Here is a 23,887-nt window from a genome sequence, read left to right on the forward strand (position 1 = left end):
AAATACAATAAATTTTTATTCACTTTGTTTGTCACTGTTTGAATCTGAGTTATTATCATCTTTTTTATTAGAATCATCTTTGGACGATTCTTTTTCTTTGGATGATGTCGTCGAAGCCTCACCATTAACCGCTTCTGCAGATAACGTCACTTCTACTTTATCTTTTTTATCAACTTTTTGTCCTTTACTAACAGATTGATTAGAAACGAAGCCACTACCTTTTGTAGTTACTTTTGTTTGCGTCAAGGTTTCAAAAGCAATCACTTCTTCTTTTGTCCAACCTGTCATGTCTGGCATAGTTATATCCCCATCTGTCAGTAATAATACCTTACTATTCGGTAGCACTTCTTTATCTGGTGATACTGATTGTTTAACAACTTTATCTCCACTTCCTATGACAATTGGTTCGAGAGACTTACCATTCACCTTATCTTGTGCTTTTTGCGTTTCCTGACCTTGAACATCTGGCACTTTACTATACTTCACATCAGATTTATCTTTAGAATTTTTATCTCCTACGTTTAAGTATTTCAATGTGTTTTCCATAATAGGTTTAAACGCTTTACTTACACCCATTTCATAAGCTTCTTGGTCATTTTTTTGTGCTAAACTCATACCAGCATACACTATTACTTCTGGATCATCTTTAGGTGCATCACCAATAAAACTTACAAAGTATGGATTTTCCCCTTGAACATAACCACCATTATCAGAGTCAGCAACTTGTGCTGTACCTGTTTTACCTGCTACGTCATAACCATCAATTTGATAGTTTTTAGCATGACTATCTTCACTGTTTACAACTTTGTCTAATTCAGTACGCACTTTCTTAGCAGTGTCTTTAGTAATTGGTTTTCCTGCAAACTCTTTTTTACCCTTATAAAAAGTATCATCAGTAACAGGATTGCTCACGCTATCTACAAACCATGGTTGCAGCATTTTACCTTCATTATTAAAAGCGGATTGCGCTCTTAACATTTGGACTGGTGTTACGGTTGTAGATTGACCAAATGAGGATGTTTTTTGCTGTGCTTCATTATCCCAAGCTATACCACCTGTAGATTCACCATCAAACATACTCTTAGTAGATTTACCAAAACCAAATTTTTCATACCATTCTTTCATCTTATCTGAGCCAACTAAATCTTGTAAGTGCATCATTAAAGTGTTTGAAGAATACGTGAAACCAGTAGACATTGAGATTTTTCCCCAACCTACTTTATTCCAGTCAGATATTTTAGAGCCCATTACTTCTCTAGGTTCAGCAGTATATTTTTTATCAGGTTTAAATTTACCTTCTTGAATTGCTGCCGCTAGACCATAAGATTTAAAAGTTGACCCTGGTTCATATGTGTTTTGATATAAATCATTTGCCCATTTTTTTCCAAAATCTTTACCAGTTTCTGGATTAAAAGTTGGTCTTTGACTAAATGCCAAGATTTCTCCTGTTTTCGCATCCATCACTACGGCAAACAAATCTTTTGGCTTATAATGTTCAACCATGCCATCTAGCGCTTCTTCAACGAAAACCTGTATATTTGAATCAAGTGTTAAATGTACGTCATCTCCACGTTTAGGCACTTTTTCTTTTTTGGTGTTTGGTGCAATATACCCCCAAATATCATGAATATACGATAAAGCACCTTTTTGTCCTGAAAGATAGCTATCAAATATTTTTTCAACACCTAAAGCACCTTTTAATTCTCCACTATCTGGATCTTTTTGAGCTATACCTATCAAGTGAGATGCAAAGTTTCCATTAGGATAAAATCTTTCAGTTTCTGGATATAACGTCACACCAGGAAGTTTCATTTTTTCAATTTTTTCTTTCTCTTGATACGTTAAATCTGTGCCTTTTTGACCAAATTCAACTTGAAAGGCTTTTTTATTATCTAGTTTTTTCTCAATTTCTTTTGCTGACATATCAATCACTGTCGCAAGTTTTTTTGCAGTTTCTTTTTTGTCTTTTACATGCTTAGGTTTATCGCTGCCTTCGCTTGCTTTTTTATCAACAACTGCCACAACTTTATACCGTTCCACATCTTCCGCTAACACTTTGCCATTTCTGTCATAAATCTTACCTCGTTCTGGTTGCTGCTGACTATTTACTAAGTATTTTTCGTTCGCTTTCATAATTAAATCTTCACCAGAAGAGTGTCCTGTCAACATAATATATGAGTATCTTAAAACCAACGTAAAAAAGAGCAGTCCAAATCCAAGAATGAGTAGGACTGCCCCTATTTTACTTTTTTTAATTGAAAACTTCGGTTTCTTTAATTTAATTCTTCGCTTCGCCATTATTACGCACTACCTTTACATTATCGTTCTTAAGGCTCATTCCATCTTTTTTGGCCTTATCGTAAATGCGTTCATATGAGGAGTTCTTTTTAATTTCAGATTTTATTGCGCTGTTTTCACTAGATTGTTTTTCAATTTTTGTATCTAAATCTGCAATTTTTTCTCGAGTTTCATACGCATCCATTTTTAAAGATAGCATATAAATACTTATTAAAGCAATCACTGTTATAAGTCCTATGTATAACATCTTTTCAAACTTAGTTAGCTTGACAATTACTTTACGCTTAACTGTCTGGGGTTGACTCTGGGGATGAGGCGACGGTTGCGTTTGTGGTATTTGTTGTTCTGCTCCACTATACGGTTGGTATATCTTCTCTACTGCCACTCAAAAATCACTCCTTATTTTAGTATTTCAGCTATACGTAACTTGGCACTACGCGCTCGATTATTTTTTTCTAAATCTTCATCTGTAGCAATAATTGGTTTTCGATTAACTCTTTTCAATTTTGGTGTATAAGCTTCTGGAATAACAGGTAAGCCTCTTGGCACTTCGGGGCCTTTTTCATATTCTTGGAACATTTGTTTACAAAGGCGATCTTCTAACGAGTGGAACGTAATCACAGATATTCTTCCGTTCACTTTCACAAGCTCGATTGCTTGTTCTAATGAATTTTCAAATGCAGACAATTCATCATTAACTGCAATTCTAATTGCTTGGAAAATCCTTTTAGCAGGATGCCCGCCTTTTCGTCTTGCCTTAGCAGGTATTCCTTCTTTAATAACATCCACCAGTTCTAAAGTTGTTTCAATTGGCTTTTGTGCTCTATTTTGTTCTATTCGTCTAGCAATTTGTTTCGAAAATTTTTCTTCGCCATAACGATGAAAAATTCTCACTAATTTTTCAAATGACCAATCATTAACTACTTCATACGCTGATAATGATTGGGTTTGATCCATACGCATATCTAATTTCGCATCATTATGATAACTAAAACCTCTTTCAGGTACGTCTAATTGGGGGCTAGACACACCCAAGTCATAATAAATGCCATCTACTTTTTCAATATTTAAATCATCTAAAATTTCAGTTAATTTTCTAAAGTTGCTATGGACGAAGGTAACTTTATGTATATGGTCTTTCAATACTTCTTTTGCATTTTCAAGGGCTGTTGTATCTTGATCAATTGCAATAAGTCTACCTTCGTCTCCAATTTGATTTAATAAATAGAGGGCATGGCCTGCTCCACCTAATGTACAGTCGACATATATGCCATCTTCTTTAATATCTAAATAATCTATAGTTTCTTTTAGCATAACGCTGACATGATGAAACAATTTAACGCCTCCATTTAAAAATCAAAGTCAATTAAGTCTTCGGCAATATCTTCAAAACTATCTTCTGATTCATCATAAAAATCATTCCAAGTTTCTCTATCCCAAATTTCAATACGGTTTGAGACACCTATTACCGTACATTCCTTACTCAAATTGGCATATTTCCTCAAATTTTGAGGAATATTTATACGCCCTTGCTTATCTAATTCCACTTCAACAGCACCTGAAAAGAACATACGCATGAATTTACGCGCATCTTTTTTTGTCATTGGTAAGGTTTTCATTTTCTCTTCAATTACTTGCCATTCTTCTAAAGTGTAACCAAATAAGCATTTATCAAGGCCACGGGTAATTATAAAACGCTCATTTAGGTCATAACGAAATTTGGACGGAACAATCATACGTCCCTTAGTATCCAATTGATGCTCGTATTCACCCATGAACATTTATAATCACCTCACCTTCTTATATATATAATTTACCACATCTCACCACTATCCTCCACTAATTATACAAATTTCACCAAAATTTCTTGAAACATAGAAAAAAACACCCGATTCATCTTTTAAATGAACCGGGTGCTTCCCTTGATACTCTAAGGTTTTATCAATATATGATCAAATGTGTATGAAAGTGGTGGATAAGTGGAGGGACTAAACACATCTATCCCAAAATCATTCATAATTTGAAGTGGATTCCAAATTCTTTCTTGTAATCCACCCATTGGATGGAGTGTTTGACTTATGAGCTCAAAATGTTTCATGCTAATGTCATTTTCTCTTTCAACATTCAATAAATACCGTTTTATTAAATAATCAAATTGCTTTTGGTGAATTTCGTTATTTTTGTTCAACAATACCTTATTATCATGATTGTCTTTAACTTCTGCCTGAAGAGATTGAAACAAATCATTTTGCTGTTCTTTTAAAGCTTCAATCTGTTCTATAAAAGATTGCGAAGCTTTAGATCTAATAAACTTTGTTTTATCTGCTTCAATTCCTTTTTCAATGATATTATTACAATTCAATCGATATTGTGCTACTAATTTTTCTATTCTGGTATTTAAATACGTAATCCTTAATCGTGGTAAAACGATAGGCATATCTACTTGTAATGTTCGAAAAACTTCACTTAATTCTGTCCAATATTTAATTTCACTAGGGCCGCCTATGAATGCTACTGTATTAAATAGCCATTCTTCCATTACTGGTCTCGTAACGACATTATTAGAAAATTTTTCTGGGTCTGTTTCTACCATATTAAGAAGTTCTTGTTCCGAAAACGATTTCTCTGATTTATTTAAATAGAAACGTCCATTTTCAAAAGTTAATAGTTGTCTTACACCACCATCATCCATAAACAAATGTACATTCGTCTCTGTCTGTATCATTTGATCTAAACCGTCAGTGATAGTTTGAGCCTGTGTTTGCCTAAAGGCATCGTCAACTAAATTATGATTTTTAATAATGTCCTTGAACATTGGCTTTTCTAAACGGCGCAATGCTTTATCATTTGCATCTATCAGTAATAATCCGTAATGTTTGAAAACTTCGTGTAATAACGCTTTAAACATGTCAGTCCAACCATCATAGTTATCGATAATCTTTCTACACATGTTTAGTAGTTTTGGAGAAGCCTCAGTTTCTTTTAATTCTTTGAAAAATTCATTTAATGCTTTATGTAACGCTTCTTTATCTGGCGTATACTTTGAAACACTAGATTCTGGAGGCGTCATAGTACTATATTTTATTTTTTGTAACGTTGCCGTATGTTCATTAAAAACATAAGTATGATTTACTTCATCAAAATCATGATCTTCACCTGCAATCCAAAAAACAGGGACAACATGTGTATCGTAATCTTTCGATAGTTTTTCACTTAATGTAATAATCGAAAATATTTTATGAAACGTATATAAAGGTCCACCAAACAAACCAGCTTGTTGACCACCGATTACAACTTTCGCACCTTTACTAAGCGCTTTTAAATTTTTATTTTGTTGATAATCTAATGTTAAATCATCCATATATGCTTCAATGATTTTGGCTAGAGACGCTTCTCTTCCGTTATTTTCTGAAAGTAGTCTTTTTTTATAATTTTGTTCATCCATTGCATCAAGATGATAATACTTAGCTAAAGTTGAATCACTATTTTTAATATTCGCTATAAATTGATCTTTTTCATTAAGTTTCGTTGTCATACAATCCATTCGTAATTCTCCTTACGTTACTCTATTCCTATTTAGTATAAAGTTTATATTCAACATTGACAATTTTACGGCTTATAAATTTATTAGAAAATATACTTACTCTCTTTCAACATTGTAATCCAATGCTTATACATACGATCAGTACCTTTAAATATATTAAAACAAAGCACAAATTAATATTGATTTTACATAAAATGTTTTAAGCATTCATTTTTGTGAAATATCCAATAAAATAAGGTATAATAGTTAGTAATAAAGCAAAGGGGGAAGCTAAAGTGAGTAATGTTAAACGACTAGATATTAATTACAAAACAGATGAATTATTTGAAGATTTTAGGAACTTCGGAAATGAAGATTTATATTTAGTAGATGAATTACGCGGTGAAATGATAGACGCTAGTTCGGACTCACCATTTTATGGCATATATGTCGGTGATAGGTTAGGTGCTCGTATGGCTTTATACCGTAAAGGAGAAGTTGAAGAAGTATACTTCTCAGATTTTGATGATTATAATATTTTATGGAAATTAGAAGTTTTACGTGATTTCCAAGGTCGTGGTTACGGCGAAGCACTGCTAGATTTTGCTAAGGAACAAGGTCAACCTATTAAAGTCATTGCTCGTAATCAATCAAAAAATTTCTTCATTAAACATGGCTTTAAAGATATCGAACAACAAAATAAAGACGGTCACGATATACTTATTTGGACACCATGATTTTCCTGTCCAATACCACTAAATAATGATACACGCATTTTTAATATATAGTATATGTTTTTTATAAAGTAAACTTTTTCATTTCTTAAATTATCATTAACATAATATGAAGCGTGAATTACAATCAATTTTTCTGATTATAATTCACGCTTCTTTTATTTTGCTATATCTAACAATTGATCAAGCGATTCGATAGTATAATCTGGATTAATTTCTGTATCATTTATTTTATTTCTTGGATTAAACCAACATGTTTTTATTGACGCATTTTTTCCACCTAAAATATCTGATGTTATTGAATCACCAACAATCATTGCATGAGCTCTTTTGTCATGACCGATTTTATTAAAAACAAAATCAAAAAACTCTGGCATAGGTTTTTGATATCCAGTTTGCTCAGATACAAACACACCTTTAAACCAATCTCCCATTTCTGTTTTTGCTATACGTCTTTGTTGTGTTTCCAAAACTCCATTGGTAACAATATATAGATCGTGAGTGTTTTTGAGCATGCTCAATGTTTCCACCGTATTCATAAAATACTTTATTGGGGCATTTGCGAGTTCATCCCGAAAGATTACATCCGCTTCTTGCCCATTCACATTGATTTGATGTAAATCAAAATACACTTCAAACCTTTTACTTAACACTTCAGTTTTTGTTAATTGATTTTGTTGAAACGCTTCCCAATGTGCTTGGTTTACAGTTATAAATTGATTTAAATCATTTTGATCTGTCTCTAAATTATATTTTTTTGTAAGTTGATGAAATGCATATGCTTCAGCATCATGAAAATCTACAATTGTATCGTCAAAATCGATAAGCAAACATCTTTTATTCATAGTATTTTCTAACCCCTTAATGAATTCACTTAATAAAGTCAATTAATTATGTCATCGTTAATGTATAAACATAGTCGAATTTTATTTCATCATACCATATTTCAAATATTAGCAAACAAAAAAGGCCAAGGTTATTACCTTGGCCAGTCCGTCATAGAAATTCAAATTAAAATCCGAATAATTTACTTGCTAAACCTACACCATTTTCTACGATATCTACAATACTAGTACCTAATTTAGCACCGTCTCCTGCTATGCCAGCTTGTACTGTATCTTTAATTGCATTAAATAAACCTTCCATTATAAACACTCCTCATTACATTATTTAGAATAAATAATCTGCTATTTTTTAAAATCCGAAAAGTTTTCCTAGTAAACCTGCACCACTTGAAACGATATCTACAATACTTGTACCTAATTCTGAACCGTTACCTGATTTTGCTGCTTCTACTGTGTTTGCAATTGCTTCTGCTAATTTAGTCATAATTTATTTCTCCTTTATTATTTATATATTTATATTAGAATCCAAATAATTTACTTGCTAAACCTACTCCGTTTTCTACGATACTTACGATACTTGTACCTAATTTAGCACCGTCTCCTGCTATGCCAGCTTGTACTGTATCTTTAATTGCATTAAATAAACCTTCCATTATAAACACTCCTTATTATAAGATAAATGCTTATGACTGCTTTTTATGTTTTAAACGATACTGTTAATTTGTTATTTAATTAAGTATCGTTTGTTATCTATAACTATAAGACATTTGCATATAAATTTGTGTTTTATTTCATACTTCGTTAAATAGTAGTAAAAACTGTAGCAAAAGATACATTGGTTTACAGTTTTGAATGCCCAACTGTATTTTACGCAATTCCATGTCATACAATTTACAAAATGGAATTTATTTATAAAATTTATATATAAATAAAATTAACAAATGCTTTAACGATGATTATATTTGTTGTGGTATTTCTCAATATTTTTATCTGACAGTTTATACATGCATTTATTGATTCGATACAAACATCAAAAAAGCGCCACTTCAAATTGAAGTAGCGCAAACGCAAATAATCATTAAATTATATTACCTTATAGTTATATATTCAATACCACTTAGCATTAGCCTAAAACATATTTATTGTCTTAATCGTCTATATACAATTTAAGCAACTAATAAATTTAAATGATTACAACAATATATAATAATAATTGTTATGCCATAACTATATGATCAAAGCCGCGTTTAAATTTACTAGCTAAAGCATTACTTTCTGACAAAACTTTCATATATTTTGAGTATAATTTACTTGATTCAATAACAAATTTCATAAGTAACCCTATTTTGCAATTAGCAGTTTAACTTTATTAAGCCATAAATTAACAGTATATGTTGTTCACTGCGCATGTAAAAAAACAAAAAAAGACCGCTAATATATTAGCGATCTAGTCAGTAAACACATAATTTATTATGTATTTTACGTTATTAGCGTCCTGGGAGGGATTCGAACCCCCGACCGATGGCTTAGAAGGCCATTGCTCTATCCAGCTGAGCTACCAGGACATTATCTTTTGAACACAAGAATAATTATATCTAATTTACACTGATAAAGCAATACTCTATCCCTTAAAAATAAATATGATTTTTCACTATTGTAAACTTTTTATCATAATATTGCTAATTTATTTAAATTCTTTAAATAGTACAATCCATTAACGTGAGCACTATTTTTACAACACTGAAATGTAAAATGTTTCTTACATTCAACGCTTTACAGTAATACGAAGATGAACCTACGATTCAATCATTTCTAGACGTAGATTCACCCCACTTATTTAGAGTACAAAATTTTCACTACTGATGATTTCATGATTTCGATTACGGAAATTTAAAGTTGCTTCTAATCTCGTATCATCAATAAGCAATTCTGCATATGTTTCTTCAATATTACTTCTCGACTGTGAAATACTACCTGGATTTATGACATGCACACCATTTATTGTTTCATGTTTAGCAACATGTGTATGACCATAAAAAGCAAATTTACAGTCTGTTGCTTTTGCTTGTTCCGCTAAAGGCATTCTTGTACGATTCACTTGATATAAATGACCGTGAGTTAAAAATGCCTTAATACCATTTATATCGATTGTTTGCTCATTTGGAAACTCAGGATAAAAATCAGTATTCCCTTTTACTCTATAAAAGTAACTGAGTTCACTATCATCATAAGCGAATTCAGAGTCACCTAAGTGAATGGCAGCATCTATATCCTCATGCTGATTTATAATATCAAATAGCACACCTTGTTCAGTATGATTGTCACTAACTATAATCCATTTCGACATTATTGATCACCTTCTAGATATTCTTGTAGCTGTTCTATTGCTTTACCTCTATGACTAATTTGTCCTTTTTCTTCTGCAGTTAGCTGAGCCATTGTTTTATTTTTGTCTTCTACAAAAAAGATAGGATCATATCCAAAGCCATGTTCACCAATTTTATTTAGTGTGATTTCTCCTTGTACAGTTCCTTTAAATTGTACTGTATCTTCACCCGGTGCGCTCATGCTAATAACACAAACAAATTGTGCACTACGGTCTGTTTCATCACCTAACTGAGTTAGAAGTTTTTCAATATTTGCATTATCATCTTTTGTTTCTCCAGCATAACGCGCTGAATATATACCTGGCTCTCCATTTAAAGCAAAAACTTCCAATCCACTATCATCAGCAATAACACGCTTATTTAATGCTTCTGCAGCTGCTTCAGATTTTAGTCTTGCATTTTCTTCAAACGTGTCACCTGTTTCCTCAACGTCAAAATCTTCGATGAGTTCTGAAATGCCTATAACATTATAATCAGGGAAAATAACTCTAAAATCATTTATTTTCCCTTTATTATTTGATGCAATAACAATATCTTCCATTTTTACGCCTCACTTTAAACTTCTATTTTTTCAACTGTTGCTTTCATATTTAACCATTCTTCAATAATACGTTCGATATGTTCTGTTTCTCCTGTCGCAAAAAATTTATGTGCGGGCTGTTTCTTATAACCTGCGTGTTCATTACTGAATGTTAATAATGCACTCACTTCTCTGGCTGTTTCTAGTCCAGATGAAATAACTACTTTTTCTCCGTGAAAATAATCATTAATCGGCTGATAAAGTAAAGGATAATGTGTACATCCTAAAATAACTGTATCTGCTTTGCTATTTCTCCACTGTTTTAACGTTTGATGTATAACGATACTCGTAATCGTTGGATCCTTGTATCTCATTTGTTCTACGAGAGGCACAAAGCCTGGGCATGCCACACCAGATACTTCTACATTTGGATTTATTTGTTTAATGTGATGTCGATATGCCTCTGATTTAATCGTACCTTCTGTACCTAATATTAAAACATTTTGATTTTTTGTTGTCATAATCGCTGTTCTAGCACCTGGTTCAATAACGCCAATAACAGGTATTGCCAATAAGTTTTGTAAATGTTTTAATGCCACTGCCGTTGCAGTATTACATGCAATCACTAACATCTTGATATCAAACGTCATGAGTTTTTCAGCTAATTCTGTAGTAAATTGTCTTACCTCAGAAGCTTCTCTTGGTCCATATGGACAGCGTTTTATATCTCCTAAATAATAAATGGTTTCATTTGGTAATTGGCGCATGATTTCTTTAGCAACTGTTAAACCTCCAACGCCAGAGTCAATAACTCCAATTGGTTTCTCCATATCTTGTTCATCCTTATATATTTACTTGTCTTTTATTGTAGCATAGCTGCGTTTTCAAAATCATTTTCCAAGACCTAAAATACAAAATAGCAGACAATTCAAATATTATACTTATCAATAGGTTAGCATCATTGAATCATAGAGTCATACCAGTTCTTCGCTATTTAACAAAATTCACAATATTACTAATGGAAAATTTTTATATAATCAGATAATCTATATATTAATATTTTAATACACTAATAACTTAAAATTTTTATTATAGTATATATACTTTTTTAAAGCTTAATCACTGTATTAAATTTGTATCTATAAAATATTTCATAAAAAAATGCCAACAAAGTTTAAACTTTGTTGGCATTTTCATTATATATTAGTTTACTTGGTGGTCTGAACCAAAGAATGATTTGAACATATGGAAAGAAGTTTCACGGTTTAATGCAGCAATTGATGTCGTTAAAGGAATGCCTTTCGGACATGCGTTAACACAGTTTTGTGAGTTACCACATTCTTGTAACCCACCTGCACCCATCAATGCATTTAAACGTTCATCTTTAGTCATTGAACCTGTTGGGTGTAAGTTAAACAATCTAACTTGTGAAATAGCTTGCGCACCAACAAAATCGTTGTTTCTTGTAACGTTTGGACAAACTTCTAAACATACACCACACGTCATACATTTAGATAATTCATATGCAGTTTGACGTTTTTTCTCTGGCATACGAGGACCTGGTCCAAGGTCATACGTACCGTCAATCGGTACCCATGCTTTCATACGTTTCAAATTATCAAACATTCTACTACGATCAACTTGTAAGTCACGAATAACTGGGAATGTACTCATTGGTTCTAACTTTATTGGTTGTTCTAATTGATCAACAATTGCTGTACAAGATTGTCTTGCTTTACCATTGATAACCATAGAACAAGCACCACAAACCTCTTCTAAACAGTTCATATCCCAAATAACAGGTGTTGTTTTCTCACCTTTACTATTGACTGGATTACGTCTAATTTCCATTAAACAAGCAATAACATTTAAATTCTCTTTGTAAGGAATTTCAAATTCTTCTTCATAAGGATTAGACTCTGCATCATCTTGTCGTTTAATGATGAGCTTAATTGTATTTTGATTTTGTTGTTGGCTTTGTTGTTCGTCTTGCGCTTGAGTTTCATTTACTTCTTTAGTATCTGCCATTTTATTTACCTCCTTTAGAACTACTTGAATAGTCACGTTTACGAGGTGGGATTAAACTTACATCTACTGGCTCGTATGTAAATTTAGGCGCTTCTGTTTTTCCTTGATATGATGCTAAAGTCGTTTTTAACCATTCTTCGTCGTTTCTTTCAGGGAATTCAGGTTTATAATGTGCCCCACGAGACTCATTTCGGTTATATGCACCGATTGTAATTACACGTGCTAATACTAACATATTCCATAACTGACGCGTAAAGAATACCGCTTGGTTACTCCAAGTTTGAGTATCTTCAATATCAATATTTTGGTAACGTTCCATCAATTCTACGATTTTCTTGTCTGTTTCCAATAATGCTTTATTATCACGTACAACAGTAACGTTTGCTGTCATGACTTCACCAAGTTCTCTATGAAGTTTATACGCATTTTCTGTACCGTTCATTTTCAATAAATTATCGAATTTATCTTGTTCTTCTTTAACACGTTTTTCATAAATACTATCGTCTAAATCAGTATATGATTTTTCAATATTAGCGACATATTCAATCGCATTTGGTCCTGCAACTGTTCCACCGTATATGGCAGATAACAATGAATTAGCACCTAAACGGTTACCACCATGTTGTGAGAAATCACATTCACCAGCTGCAAATAAACCTTTGATATTTGTCATTTGATCATAATCTACATAAAGTCCACCCATTGAATAGTGCACCGCTGGGAAGATTTTCATCGGTACTTTTCTTGGATCGTCACCAGTGAATTTTTCATAAATTTCAATGATTCCGCCCAATTTTACATCCAACTCATGCGGATCTTTATGTGAAAGGTCAAGGTAGACCATGTTTTCACCATTAATGCCTAATTTTTGATTCACACATACATCAAAAATTTCACGTGTAGCTATATCACGAGGTACTAAGTTACCATAATCTGGATATTTTTCTTCTAAGAAGTACCATGGTTTACCATCTTTATATGTCCAAATTCGGCCACCTTCACCACGAGCTGATTCACTCATCAATCGTAGTTTGTCATCGCCAGGAATTGCAGTTGGATGAATTTGAATAAACTCACCATTTGCATAAATCGCACCTTGTTGATAGACGATTGACGCAGCAGAACCAGTATTAATCATTGAGTTAGTTGTTTTACCAAATATGATACCTGGACCACCAGTAGCCATAATAACTGCATCTGAACCGAATGATTTTATTTCAGAAGATGTCATGTCTTGAGCCACAATACCCCTAGCCATATTGTCATCATCTTTGACAATGCCCAAGAATTCCCATCCTTCATATTTTGTAACTAAACCATCCACTTCATAGCTACGTACTTGTTCATCTAAGGCATACATTAATTGTTGACCAGTTGTTGCTCCAGCATATGCCGTTCTATGATACATGGTACCACCGAAGCGACGGAAATCTAGCAAGCCTTCATTTGTTCTATTGAACATTACACCCATACGGTCAAGTAAATGTATAATGTTTGGCGCTTCCTCTGCCATTGCTTTTACTGGTGGTTGATTCGCTAAGAAATCTCCACCGTAAACTGTATCATCAAAGTGAACAGCAGGTGAGTCACCCTCACCTTTTGTATTCACTGCTCCGTTTATGCCACCTTGTGCACATACAGAGTGTGAACGTTTAACAGGCACTAATGAGAACAAGTCAACATGTGCGCCTTGTTCTGCTGCTTTAATTGTTGACATCAGACCGGCAAGTCCTCCACCGACAACAATAATTTTCTTCTCTGCCATAAATAGTCACTCCCCTAAATATATCTGAAACATTTTTAAATTATACGAAAGCAAGGATAGCACTTATTCCGATATATGAAACTACGATAAATACAACAAGTGATACCCATGTAAAGATTTGTTGTGATCTTTTAGATTGTAAAACACCCCATGTAACTAAAAATGACCATAAGCCATTTGCAAAGTGGAATGTTACAGCAAGTAAACAGATGATATAGAAAATTAACCAAATTGGATTAGATACAATATCATGTACCATATCGAAGTTAACTTCTTCACCTAATGCACGCTGAATACGTGTTTGCCACAAATGTATTCCGATGAAAATAAACGTTATAATACCAGTCAAACGTTGTAATAAGAACATCCAATTTCTAAATTGAGAATAATGTCCTACGTTTTCTTTTGCCGTAAAGGCAATATGTACACCATATACCGCATGATAAAGAATTGGAATATAAATCACGATAAACTCCAATGCAATCAAGAATGGTAAAGATTCCATAAATCCAGCAGCCTTGTTAAACGCTTCAACGCCTTTTGTAGCTTGATGGTTAACAAGTAGATGCACTAATAAGAATCCACCTATCGGTATTACGCCTAACAAAGAATGTAAGCGTCTTAAATAGAATTGATTTTTCGAATATGCCAAAAGGAAGTCCCCCCTGTGAAACAATTAATTTTTTGGTATCTTTTTTTAAAGTATAAATGTGATGATACTTATCAACTAAAACTAAACAACAACATGTTATGCAATCGCTTTATATTTATAGCAATATAAACTTCAACATGTATGTATAAAACAATGAAGTAATACCCCTAGTTGAATTTGACAATTGTTTTATTATATAGATTTAAGTGATAACTTTTCTCAATTAGTAAACGCTTCCATATACTTTTAAAAAAAGAATTCCTGTTATTTGCTATTGTAACACTAATTCATAAAATTTTGGGCATGAGAATGATTCTCATGCCATATTCTTTTTTATCTATTTGTTATATAGTGCGTGATGAAGATTCTCAGCAACTTTTTGAGGTAAACCAGAAGATTTTAAATCCTCAATGCTTGCCTCTTTCATTTTCTTTATGGAACCAAAAGTTCGTAATAATTTAGTTTTTCGTTTAGAACCAATACCATCGACGGTATCTAATACTGATTGCAAGCCAGTTTTTTGGCGAGTTTGTCTATGAAATGTAATTGCAAATCTATGAACTTCGTCTTGTATTCTTTGAAGTAAATAAAATGCTTGGCTATTTTTTTTCAAAGGTACAATCTCTGCACTTTCACCGTATAAAATCTCTGAAGTTTGGTGTTTATCATTTTTACGCAACCCAGCGACTGGTATATCCAAACCTAATTCGTTTTCAAGCACATCGATAACCCCGCTCATATGACCTTTACCACCATCAACGATGATTAAATCTGGTAATGGAGTACCTTCATTTAAAACACGAGTATAACGTCTACGCACAACTTCTCTCATAGATTTATAATCATCTGGGCCATCTACCGTTTTGATTTTATATTTGCGGTATCCTTTTTTATTTGGTTTACCATCAATAAACGACACCATGGCTGAAACTGGGTGTACACCTTGGATGTTTGAATTATCAAAAGCTTCTATACGAATAGGTGTCTGAATTCCCATGCGGTCACCTAATTCTTCAATCGCCTTCACGGTACGTGATTCATCTTTAGCAATGAGTTCAAATTTATTCTCTAAAGTAACTTCAGCATTATGATTTGCTAAATCAATCATTTCTTTTTTCTTGCCCTTAATCGGCTGAACTATTTTTGTATCTACAACCGATTGGATAATATCTTTGTTTAAATTTTTAGGAATATGCACTTCTTTAGGGAGAATATGTTGATTTAAATCATAAAACTGACCTATAAAAGTATAAAATTCTTCTTCTTCTGTTTGCTGCAGCGGAATCATAGTAGCATCTCGTTTAATCATATTCCCTTGTCTTATGAAAAACACTTGAATACACATCCAACCTTTTGACACACTGTAGCCAAATACGTCTCTTATAGTATTATCTGAAGTAGTGATTTTTTGTTTCTTAGTTAAATTGTGAATATGTTGGATTAAATCTCGATACTCTTTTGCTCTTTCAAAGTCTAACGATTCACTCGCTTCGTTCATTTTCTGTTCTAAGTTATTCAGTATTGTTTTATCTTCACCATTTAAAAAATCAGTGATTTCTTTAGTCATTTCCGCATATTTATTTAAATCTACCGGGTAAACACAAGGTCCTAAACACTGACCAATATGGTAATATAAACACAATTTGTCGGGCATTTTATCACATTTTCTAAATGGATAAATTCTATCTAATAACTTTTTTGTTTCTTGAGCTGAATAAGCATTAGGATAAGGTCCAAAATATTTTCCTGTGCCTTTTTTAACTGTGCGTGTCACGATTAAACGAGGATACTTTTCTTTTGTAATTTTGATAAAAGGATAACTTTTATCGTCTTTCAACAAAATGTTATATCTCGGTTGATATTGTTTAATCAAATTAAGTTCGAGTAGTAAAGATTCTGTTTCACTCGAAGTTACAATATATTCAAAGTTTCTAATTTCTGAAACAAGTCGTGTCGTTTTAGCATCATGTGCACCTGTAAAATAAGACCTTAATCTATTTCTTAATTTTTTAGCCTTGCCGACATAAATGACTTGATCATTTCGATCTTTCATTAAATAGCAACCTGGTTCAGTGGGGACTACCGTTAATTTTTGTTTAATATCTTCTTGGTATTTTTCCATTTAAGTTCCCCTCCTTTCTTAATAAAAGTACATTGTTAAAATAGTAATTATAAAAATTTGCATAACAGTTATATAGAGATTAACGCTTGTTTGCAAATAAAACTTTTCAACTCTTACCTACATTATAGAATATACATTAGCATTAAACCAAAGTATTCATTTCCATATCAAAAATCTAACAACTAGATATTTTAATTGTTATTCATAAAATGCTTTCATCCTCAAAATGGAAGTGTGGCTCTGAAAAAAGACACTTCAAACAACTTTGACTTCAGTTGGAATAACAAAAAGTCACAGAAAAAACCTGAGACATTCATAGATGCCCCAGGTCGTTGCGTTGTACTTTTATAAATGTTTCTCAATAACTTCTGCTAAGTTTTCTTTAGGTTGGAAACCTACAACTTTATCGACAGGCTCGCCATCTTTAAATAAGATTAAAGTTGGGATACTCATTACTTCAAATTTAGCAGCTGTTGATGGATTTTCATCTACATCAAGTTTTAAAATATTAGCTTTTCCATCATAATCACCAGCTAATTCTTCTAATACTGGAGCAATCATCTTACATGGGCCACACCAAGTTGCCCAAAAATCTACTAAATTGACACCTGATTGAATATTTTCATCAAAGTTTGAATCTGTTACTTTTACGATTGCCATAACTGCCAATCCTCCTTAAATTTCAAATGATGAAGAAATTATAACAGACTTTAAGCAAATCTGCATACCTCTTGCTCACATTTATTTCAATTCTGCGACGGTCACGCCAAATCCACCTTCACTTGGCATGCCGTTCCTATATGATGACACATTTTTATGTTTTTTTAAATGTTTTTGCACACCTTTTTGCAACGCACCAGTTCCTTTACCGTGAATAATATATACTTGTTCGTAATTACTTAACACTGCTTGATCTAAATACTGATCAACGGCAACCATTGCTTCATCATAACGGTAGCCACGTAAGTCTAGTTCCATTTTAATACTTTGACGATTTTCACGTTTAACCATTTTAGAAGGTGCTTCTTTTGTCTTTTTTGTTTTTTCTAAATCGCTGGTAGGTAATTTCATTTTAATGATGCCCATTTGAACAACTGCTTCATTATCATCTAGTAACTCTAATATTTCACCTTTTTGCCCATATGTTAGAACTTTTACTTCATCGCCAACTTTAATTTCATCCCATTTTTTCTTTTCAACATTTTGTTTCAATGATTTGGCTTCATATTGATCATCTAACTGTTTCTTTTTATTGATGAGCTCATGTTCTTTTACATCGGCACCTTTTTTGTCTCTAAGTTCACGTAATTCTTTAATAATCTCATCAGCTTCTTTAGTAGCGGCTTTCACACGCTGATTGGCTTTGTCTTTCGCCTCGCTCATTAATTGTTTCTCATGATTACGATATTTATCGTATTCTTTTTCAAGTTCATCATGTGTTTCTTGAGCTTCTCTCAGTAAGCTATCTAATTCAATTCTCTGTTCGTCTACACGTTTAGAATTTTTCTCTAATGAAGCAATCATTTCATTTATTTCTTGTTCATCTTGTCCAATCATTGCTTTCGCATTTTGAATCACTTTCATATTAAGGCCTAATTTTTTTGAAATATCGAAAGCATTAGAACGGCCTGGCACACCCATGAGCAACTTATATGTTGGGCTTAATGTATTTACATCAAACTCTACACTAGCATTCATTACTCCTGATCTGTTGTAACTATATGCTTTAAGTTCAGGATAATGCGTTGTCGCCATAACTAATGAGCCTATTTCATGAACATAATCTAGGATACTCATAGCTAAAGCAGCACCTTCACTTGGATCTGTTCCAGCACCAAGTTCATCAAAAAGTATCAAACTATTTCTGCTTGTATGCTGTAAAATTTCAACAATATTTTTCATGTGTGATGAAAATGTTGATAGTGATTGTTCAATAGATTGTTCGTCTCCGATATCACAATAAACATTTTCAAAAATGCTTAATTTACTCCCGTCTAAGGTAGGTATCAACATCCCTGATTGTGCCATCAAAATTATAAGTCCCAGTGTTTTTAACGTTACTGTTTTACCACCTGTGTTAGGTCCAGTGATGATTACCGTTTCAATATCGTCGGCAAATTCAATCGTATTAGCTACAACCGTGTCTCTATCTAATAAAGGATGAAATGCTTTAGGTAAATAAACAGTTCGTTCACTTGTAAATTCAGGTTTCGTGCCTTTGATTGAACGTGCATAGCGCGCTTTAGCAGTTAAAAAGTCAATTTGTCCCATAATATTTTCCGAAATTAAGCAGGCATCTGCTTCAGCGGCTACATAACCTGTTAACTCAGTTAAAATTCGTTCACTTTCAGCCGCTTCATCATTGCGCAGACGACTAATCTGATTATTCATTTCAACAATAGACGAAGGTTCAATATAGAGTGTTTGACCAGAAGCTGATTGGTCATGAACGATACCATTAAAATCTTGACGATATTCTGCTTTTACAGGAATAACATTGCGGTCATTACGTACCGTTATAATAGCATCTGACAATTTTTTCTGATTTGCTTGACGTTTTACGATTTTATCTAAGTTTTGTTTTATCCGTTGCGTCGTACCAGAAATTTTACTCCGGATACCTTGTAGTTCATAACTCGCATTATCGAATAAATCATTAGCATCACATTTTTGATGAATATGTTGATACAACTCTGAAAGTACAGGCAATTGTTCCATCCTATCATGTAGAATAGCATAATTCACTGCTTCCTCTTCTTCCAATAAATTATTATAAAATGTTTTATATTGATTTTGAATTTGAATTAATCTTTTAATTGTATTAAGTTCTTTAACACTTAATACACCACCAATTGTAGCCCTATGAATCAATGATGAAACCTTTGATAATCCACTCAAACTAGGTAAACGGTGTTTATTGTATATTTGAGCAATTTCATCTGTTTCATTCATTTGAAATTCGACTGTTTGAATATCAGTTGCTGGTTCCATTTCAACAACTTTCTCTCTCCCTAAATCACTCATTGTTTCTTTTTCAACAAGTGTTTTAATTTTATCGAACTCTAGGACATTTAATGATTTTTGTCTCATACAATCCCTCTATTTCTTCAATTTTATATTATTGTCAATAAATGCTTTAAAAGATTCTCGATCCATTGTGTTTATAACTCTCTCTTTATTTACAAATCCTTTTTGTGCAGTAGCTATACCGTATTTCATAAATTCTAAATGGTCTACGTGATGCGCATCAGTATTAATCGTTAGTTTCACATTCGTATGCTTTTTAACTATATCTGCATTTAAATCTAAGCGTTTAGGATTCGCATTGATTTCTAAAATAGTATTTGTTTCTTCTGCGATTTCACATAATTTATCAATATCAGGCCCATAACCTGCACGTTTACCTATGATACGCCCCGTTGGATGTGCAATATGACGGACATAAGGATTACGACATGCTTGCTCTAGACGAAACATGATATCTTCTTGAGATTGGTTAAAACTTTGATGTATCGCTGCAATGACATAATCTAGCTGTGCTAATATTTCATCATCATAGTCTAAACGTCCATCAGGTAAAATGTCCATTTCAATGCCTGAGTATATATCAATATCATCATATTTTTCGTTTAGTGCTTTAATTTCTTCATTTTGTCGCAACAACCGTTCAACAGAAAGTCCATTTGCTACTTTTAAACTCTGAGAATGATCTGTAATAACCATAAACTGGTAACCTTTAGCGATATTAGCCTCTATCATATCTTCAATACTAAACGCGCCATCACTATATGTTGTATGCATATGAATATCACCATTGATGTCATTGATATTGATTATATCTGTTAAATCTTTGTCAAATTCACTACCATCTTCACGTATTGAAGGTGCAATCCAATTTACTCCAAAATGATTATAAATTTCTTGTTCACTATTATATTGAATTAATGAACCATCCGCTTCTTCTATACCATACTCACTAACCTTCTCGTTTTTTTCTTTAGCCAATTGACGGATTCGAATATTATGTTCTTTTGAACCTGTAAAATGCTGTAGTGTATGGTAAAAAGCAGATGGCTCGATTAATCTAAAATCTACACCAATGGTTTCATCATCATAGGTTAACTCTAACGAAATTTTCGTTGCTCCAACTGCTACTTCTTTAACCTTGTTAGGGATTTTTAATAAAGCTTTTTGAACTTCTAATGGTTGTTCTGTGCTTATAATATAATCTAAGTCCTTACTCATTTCTTTATAGCGACGGAAACTCCCTGCAACTTCGTATTTTTCTATCGACTCGATTGAGGATAAATAATCGCTAACTTCTATATTGAGTCCTCTCATTTGATCAATTGGATAACGCTCTTTTTTCGCTCCTAACGCTTTTACTGCTTCAAGGATATTTTGTTCAGTTTTTTTAGCGAATCCACTTAGCTCACTTACTTTTCCTTCTTCACACGCTTTTTGCAATGCTTCTTTTCCATCAATATTAAGCGCTTTATATAATTTCGCTATTTTTTTGCTACCGAGTCCTTGTATTTTAAGTAGAGGAATTAATCCTTCTGGCACTTCTTCTTGTAATGTTGCTAAAGTCGTAGAATGACCTGTTTCTCTATATTCATTAATCACCTCTCCTACGCCTTTACCAATACCTTTTAACTCTGTAACATCTTCGATTTGGTCTAAAGGGCGCTCATCTATTTCCAAGCTTTGAGCAGCTTTTCTATAAGCAGAAATTTTGAAAGTGTTTTCGCCTTTTATTTCCATATATACCGCAATTTTTTCTAATAATTGAATAATTTCTTTTTTAGTCATTTGTTTCACTCCATAGAAAAAGGTCAAGACAGCATCACCTAACCATTTTGGTATTTAAGTTATGCCTTGACCTCCTAGTTTTTTAAAGCTATAAATTTCACATCACTATTTTTATAGTTGTGTGATAAACATTGAGATAAACGGAATATGTAATAATATATGTTCTGTTATAATCGAATTAGATAGTTGTTGCTGTATCATCCTATTAGGATAAATGGCACAACTATACAACAAAATTATATTAATAGTTACTGATGGAATAATACTTAACATCATACCAAATAACCTGCTTGTTATATTCGGTAATTTTTGTTTAAGGGTATAATCGAATATAACGATAATGCCATAACATATGACTTTTGTAATCAGCGCTATCGTTACAAATGCGACAATATGCTCAAATCGTTGCTGCAAATCTGCAAATTGAAATGCAAAATTCATATCGTAAGCGCGTGTCTTAGGATATGGCACAAATAACTCCAAACGCTGTGCTATCTGTAAATAATATTTTTGAGCCATCCACAAAGCAAAAATAGTTGCACTTAGATGTATCGTCGATAACCACACGCCTCTTCTAAAGCCAATGATGCCAATATATATGAAGATGACAACTATCGCTAAATCAAAAATCATTAATCTTCACTATGCTTCAATTGATTTATTTCTTGTCTTAAACGGTCATTTTCTTCTTCTACTTGCACTTTTTCATGCATGATATTAACCGCAGTAAGAATTGCTTTTCTAGTTGTATCTAAACCTGCACTTTTACTTGCTAACTCTTTGAGTCTCTCATCTACCAAATGTGCTACATAACGGATATGCTCAGGATTATCTTCTCCGACTATTGTATAATGTTGATCATTTATAGTTACGTTAATCCGATTTTTAAACTCACCCATATAATAACTCCTGACTTTTAAATTTTATTTCTAATCTGAATGATTTTACTTTATTTATATTTATATGTTGGTAATTTATAATATTTATTACGAACTATTATACACGACAAGATATTTTTTTGTAAGAGGTGTGAATTGTTCTATTTGAAATATTTAATGATTATACAACAATTATTTAAATCATTTTTATTTCATATCATATTGCCATTTATATCATAAATAGCTAACTTATTTAAATTTATGATATGATATGCATTATCCAATTTTAAAATAAGTTATTTGAACAAAGAGAGGTCACTAAATGGCTAATATAGTACAAAAATTAACAAACCAAGAAATACAACAATTAATGACTAAAATTGATTTTAATACGACTAATCTTTCACAAGGTATGAAAGCACGGACGAAATATCGTAACACCGCTATTACGATATACAATTCTAATAAAGTAATGTTTCAAGGTAAAGATGCCGAATCTGTAGCAAACGCTATGTTGCCTAATAAATCAATACCTTCAAAAAGCGACACCAAACACAATCAAAGCAAACAAACTAAACAGCACATCTCCTATAATCAATTTCAATGTATCGGCAGCGACGAAGCAGGTAGTGGTGATTATTTCGGGCCACTAACGGTTTGTGCAGCCTATGTATCCAAAAAGCACGCTCAAATTTTAAAAACACTTGGTGTAGATGATTCTAAAAGACTTACTGATGCTAAAATTATAGAGATTGCCGAACAAATTATAACTTTCATCCCGCATTCTTTATTAACAATGCATAATGAAAAATACAATGAGAAACAAAAAGCCGGTTGGTCTCAAGTTAAAATGAAGGCAGTGTTACATAACGAAGCTATAAAAAATGTCGTTGCAAAAATTGACACGGATGAACTTGATTATATTGTGATTGACCAATTTGCTGAGCCTGGTGTATATAAAAGATATGCACTTAGCAATCTACCGTTTGAAAATAAGACAAAATTTGAAACAAAAGGTGAATCAAAGTCTATTGCAATTGCTGCTGCAAGTATTATTTCACGTTATGCCTTTGTGAAAAATATGGATCAACTATCAAAGCATGCAAAAGTTGAATTACCTAAAGGCGCTAGCAATAAAGTAGATTTAGCTGCTGCAAAAATAATTGATAAAAACGGTGTCCAATATTTAGACGCTATGACTAAAAAGCATTTTGCGAACAGAACAAAAGCTTTGAATTTAATAAATAAAAAACATCAATAAACGATAATTTATAACCCAAAACGTTCTTAATGTAAAAAACAAAGCCTTGAATCATCGCCACA

23 protein-coding genes and 1 tRNA gene are annotated in these 23,887 nt (G+C 32.6%); 2 read left to right on the forward strand and 22 right to left on the reverse strand.

Annotated elements, in window-relative coordinates:
- Nucleotides 1–15: 15 nt before the first annotated feature.
- From KA883_RS03815 to bshC, 5 genes are all read right to left on the reverse strand, one after another.
- Complete coding sequence (locus tag KA883_RS03815; protein WP_046208711.1) at nt 16–2,298, reverse strand: penicillin-binding protein; 2,283 nt, start codon at nt 2,296–2,298, stop codon at nt 16–18.
- The gene (ftsL, locus tag KA883_RS03820; RefSeq protein WP_046208712.1) at nt 2,279–2,683 is read right to left on the reverse strand and encodes a cell division protein FtsL; all 405 of its coding nucleotides are present in this window, start codon (nt 2,681–2,683) and stop codon (nt 2,279–2,281) included. Before ftsL ends, KA883_RS03815 begins: the two co-directional genes overlap by 20 nt.
- 14 nt (nt 2,684–2,697) lie before the next feature.
- On the reverse strand, nt 2,698–3,633 hold the full coding sequence (gene rsmH / locus KA883_RS03825; RefSeq protein ID WP_046208713.1) for a 16S rRNA (cytosine(1402)-N(4))-methyltransferase RsmH: 936 nt from the start codon (nt 3,631–3,633) through the stop codon (nt 2,698–2,700).
- Nucleotides 3,634–3,647: 14 nt separating this feature from the next.
- Nucleotides 3,648–4,079, reverse strand: a complete 432-nt coding sequence (gene mraZ, locus KA883_RS03830) for a division/cell wall cluster transcriptional repressor MraZ (protein ID WP_046208714.1) — start codon at nt 4,077–4,079, stop codon at nt 3,648–3,650.
- A gap of 149 nt (nt 4,080–4,228) precedes the next feature.
- A complete protein-coding gene (bshC, locus tag KA883_RS03835; RefSeq protein WP_046208715.1) occupies nt 4,229–5,842 on the reverse strand; it encodes a bacillithiol biosynthesis cysteine-adding enzyme BshC in 1,614 nt (537 codons plus the stop codon).
- Nucleotides 5,843–6,117: 275 nt separating this feature from the next.
- Between bshC and KA883_RS03840 the strand changes: the two genes are divergently transcribed.
- Entirely contained in the window at nt 6,118–6,558 is a 441-nt protein-coding gene (locus tag KA883_RS03840; protein WP_046208716.1) for an N-acetyltransferase, read from the forward strand.
- A 155-nt stretch (nt 6,559–6,713) separates the two neighbouring features.
- Here KA883_RS03840 and KA883_RS03845 read toward each other — a convergent pair whose 3' ends face one another.
- From KA883_RS03845 to zapA, 17 genes are all read right to left on the reverse strand, one after another.
- On the reverse strand, nt 6,714–7,400 hold the full coding sequence (locus KA883_RS03845) for a YjjG family noncanonical pyrimidine nucleotidase (protein ID WP_046208717.1): 687 nt from the start codon (nt 7,398–7,400) through the stop codon (nt 6,714–6,716).
- A 166-nt stretch (nt 7,401–7,566) separates the two neighbouring features.
- A complete protein-coding gene (locus tag KA883_RS03850; RefSeq protein WP_019469303.1) occupies nt 7,567–7,701 on the reverse strand; it encodes a beta-class phenol-soluble modulin in 135 nt (44 codons plus the stop codon).
- 48 nt (nt 7,702–7,749) lie between these two features.
- Complete coding sequence (locus tag KA883_RS03855; protein ID WP_046208718.1) at nt 7,750–7,884, reverse strand: beta-class phenol-soluble modulin; 135 nt, start codon at nt 7,882–7,884, stop codon at nt 7,750–7,752.
- A gap of 34 nt (nt 7,885–7,918) precedes the next feature.
- Complete coding sequence (locus tag KA883_RS03860; protein WP_019469301.1) at nt 7,919–8,053, reverse strand: beta-class phenol-soluble modulin; 135 nt, start codon at nt 8,051–8,053, stop codon at nt 7,919–7,921.
- Nucleotides 8,054–8,891: 838 nt separating this feature from the next.
- Nucleotides 8,892–8,965: transfer RNA gene (locus KA883_RS03865), tRNA-Arg, on the reverse strand.
- A 272-nt stretch (nt 8,966–9,237) separates the two neighbouring features.
- A complete protein-coding gene (locus KA883_RS03870; protein WP_046207829.1) occupies nt 9,238–9,747 on the reverse strand; it encodes a YfcE family phosphodiesterase in 510 nt (169 codons plus the stop codon).
- A complete protein-coding gene (locus KA883_RS03875; protein WP_046207830.1) occupies nt 9,747–10,328 on the reverse strand; it encodes an XTP/dITP diphosphatase in 582 nt (193 codons plus the stop codon). Before KA883_RS03875 ends, KA883_RS03870 begins: the two co-directional genes overlap by 1 nt.
- A gap of 14 nt (nt 10,329–10,342) precedes the next feature.
- The gene (gene racE / locus KA883_RS03880; protein WP_046207831.1) at nt 10,343–11,137 is read right to left on the reverse strand and encodes a glutamate racemase; all 795 of its coding nucleotides are present in this window, start codon (nt 11,135–11,137) and stop codon (nt 10,343–10,345) included.
- A 373-nt stretch (nt 11,138–11,510) separates the two neighbouring features.
- The gene (sdhB, locus tag KA883_RS03885; RefSeq protein ID WP_046207832.1) at nt 11,511–12,335 is read right to left on the reverse strand and encodes a succinate dehydrogenase iron-sulfur subunit; all 825 of its coding nucleotides are present in this window, start codon (nt 12,333–12,335) and stop codon (nt 11,511–11,513) included.
- 1 nt (nt 12,336) lies between these two features.
- A complete protein-coding gene (gene sdhA, locus KA883_RS03890) occupies nt 12,337–14,100 on the reverse strand; it encodes a succinate dehydrogenase flavoprotein subunit (protein WP_046207833.1) in 1,764 nt (587 codons plus the stop codon).
- 40 nt (nt 14,101–14,140) lie between these two features.
- Entirely contained in the window at nt 14,141–14,752 is a 612-nt protein-coding gene (sdhC, locus tag KA883_RS03895; RefSeq protein WP_046207834.1) for a succinate dehydrogenase, cytochrome b556 subunit, read from the reverse strand.
- 337 nt (nt 14,753–15,089) lie between these two features.
- Entirely contained in the window at nt 15,090–16,874 is a 1,785-nt protein-coding gene (uvrC, locus tag KA883_RS03900) for an excinuclease ABC subunit UvrC (RefSeq protein ID WP_046207835.1), read from the reverse strand.
- Nucleotides 16,875–17,219: 345 nt separating this feature from the next.
- Nucleotides 17,220–17,534, reverse strand: coding sequence for a thioredoxin (trxA, locus tag KA883_RS03905; RefSeq protein ID WP_019469293.1), 315 nt, complete (start codon nt 17,532–17,534; stop codon nt 17,220–17,222).
- Nucleotides 17,535–17,615: 81 nt separating this feature from the next.
- Nucleotides 17,616–19,964, reverse strand: a complete 2,349-nt coding sequence (locus KA883_RS03910; RefSeq protein WP_210139873.1) for an endonuclease MutS2 — start codon at nt 19,962–19,964, stop codon at nt 17,616–17,618.
- Nucleotides 19,965–19,973: 9 nt separating this feature from the next.
- A complete protein-coding gene (gene polX / locus KA883_RS03915) occupies nt 19,974–21,686 on the reverse strand; it encodes a DNA polymerase/3'-5' exonuclease PolX (RefSeq protein ID WP_046207837.1) in 1,713 nt (570 codons plus the stop codon).
- Nucleotides 21,687–21,797: 111 nt separating this feature from the next.
- On the reverse strand, nt 21,798–22,319 hold the full coding sequence (locus KA883_RS03920) for a CvpA family protein (RefSeq protein WP_046207838.1): 522 nt from the start codon (nt 22,317–22,319) through the stop codon (nt 21,798–21,800).
- On the reverse strand, nt 22,319–22,585 hold the full coding sequence (gene zapA, locus KA883_RS03925; protein ID WP_019469289.1) for a cell division protein ZapA: 267 nt from the start codon (nt 22,583–22,585) through the stop codon (nt 22,319–22,321). Before zapA ends, KA883_RS03920 begins: the two co-directional genes overlap by 1 nt.
- Before the next feature lie 301 nt (nt 22,586–22,886).
- Here zapA and rnhC point away from each other — a divergent pair, with 301 nt between their 5' ends.
- Nucleotides 22,887–23,825: a ribonuclease HIII gene (gene rnhC, locus KA883_RS03930; RefSeq protein ID WP_046207839.1), complete on the forward strand. Its 939-nt coding sequence runs from the start codon at nt 22,887–22,889 to the stop codon at nt 23,823–23,825.
- The last annotated feature ends 62 nt before the right edge of the window (nt 23,826–23,887 follow it).

Origin of the sequence: Staphylococcus sp. GDY8P54P (assembly GCF_017892645.1) — a bacterium.
Classification (GTDB): Bacteria; Bacillota; Bacilli; order Staphylococcales; family Staphylococcaceae; genus Staphylococcus; species Staphylococcus ureilyticus.

Bases quoted from the DNA above. Each gene is read 5' to 3' on its own strand.
- KA883_RS03815 (WP_046208711.1), bottom strand. From the start codon at position 2,298: ATGGCGAAGCGAAGAATTAAATTAAAGAAACCGAAGTTTTCAATTAAA.
- racE (WP_046207831.1), bottom strand. From the start codon at position 11,137: ATGGAGAAACCAATTGGAGTTATTGACTCTGGCGTTGGAGGTTTAACA.
- KA883_RS03845 (WP_046208717.1), bottom strand. From the start codon at position 7,400: ATGAATAAAAGATGTTTGCTTATCGATTTTGACGATACAATTGTAGAT.
- KA883_RS03910 (WP_210139873.1), bottom strand. From the start codon at position 19,964: ATGAGACAAAAATCATTAAATGTCCTAGAGTTCGATAAAATTAAAACA.
- rnhC (WP_046207839.1), top strand. From the start codon at position 22,887: ATGGCTAATATAGTACAAAAATTAACAAACCAAGAAATACAACAATTA.
- KA883_RS03850 (WP_019469303.1), bottom strand. From the start codon at position 7,701: ATGGAAGGTTTATTTAATGCAATTAAAGATACAGTACAAGCTGGCATA.
- KA883_RS03870 (WP_046207829.1), bottom strand. From the start codon at position 9,747: ATGTCGAAATGGATTATAGTTAGTGACAATCATACTGAACAAGGTGTG.
- KA883_RS03875 (WP_046207830.1), bottom strand. From the start codon at position 10,328: ATGGAAGATATTGTTATTGCATCAAATAATAAAGGGAAAATAAATGAT.
- bshC (WP_046208715.1), bottom strand. From the start codon at position 5,842: ATGGATTGTATGACAACGAAACTTAATGAAAAAGATCAATTTATAGCG.
- KA883_RS03855 (WP_046208718.1), bottom strand. From the start codon at position 7,884: ATGACTAAATTAGCAGAAGCAATTGCAAACACAGTAGAAGCAGCAAAA.
- KA883_RS03860 (WP_019469301.1), bottom strand. From the start codon at position 8,053: ATGGAAGGTTTATTTAATGCAATTAAAGATACAGTACAAGCTGGCATA.
- trxA (WP_019469293.1), bottom strand. From the start codon at position 17,534: ATGGCAATCGTAAAAGTAACAGATTCAAACTTTGATGAAAATATTCAA.
- sdhB (WP_046207832.1), bottom strand. From the start codon at position 12,335: ATGGCAGATACTAAAGAAGTAAATGAAACTCAAGCGCAAGACGAACAA.
- sdhA (WP_046207833.1), bottom strand. From the start codon at position 14,100: ATGGCAGAGAAGAAAATTATTGTTGTCGGTGGAGGACTTGCCGGTCTG.
- uvrC (WP_046207835.1), bottom strand. From the start codon at position 16,874: ATGGAAAAATACCAAGAAGATATTAAACAAAAATTAACGGTAGTCCCC.
- zapA (WP_019469289.1), bottom strand. From the start codon at position 22,585: ATGGGTGAGTTTAAAAATCGGATTAACGTAACTATAAATGATCAACAT.
- polX (WP_046207837.1), bottom strand. From the start codon at position 21,686: ATGACTAAAAAAGAAATTATTCAATTATTAGAAAAAATTGCGGTATAT.
- mraZ (WP_046208714.1), bottom strand. From the start codon at position 4,079: ATGTTCATGGGTGAATACGAGCATCAATTGGATACTAAGGGACGTATG.
- KA883_RS03920 (WP_046207838.1), bottom strand. From the start codon at position 22,319: ATGATTTTTGATTTAGCGATAGTTGTCATCTTCATATATATTGGCATC.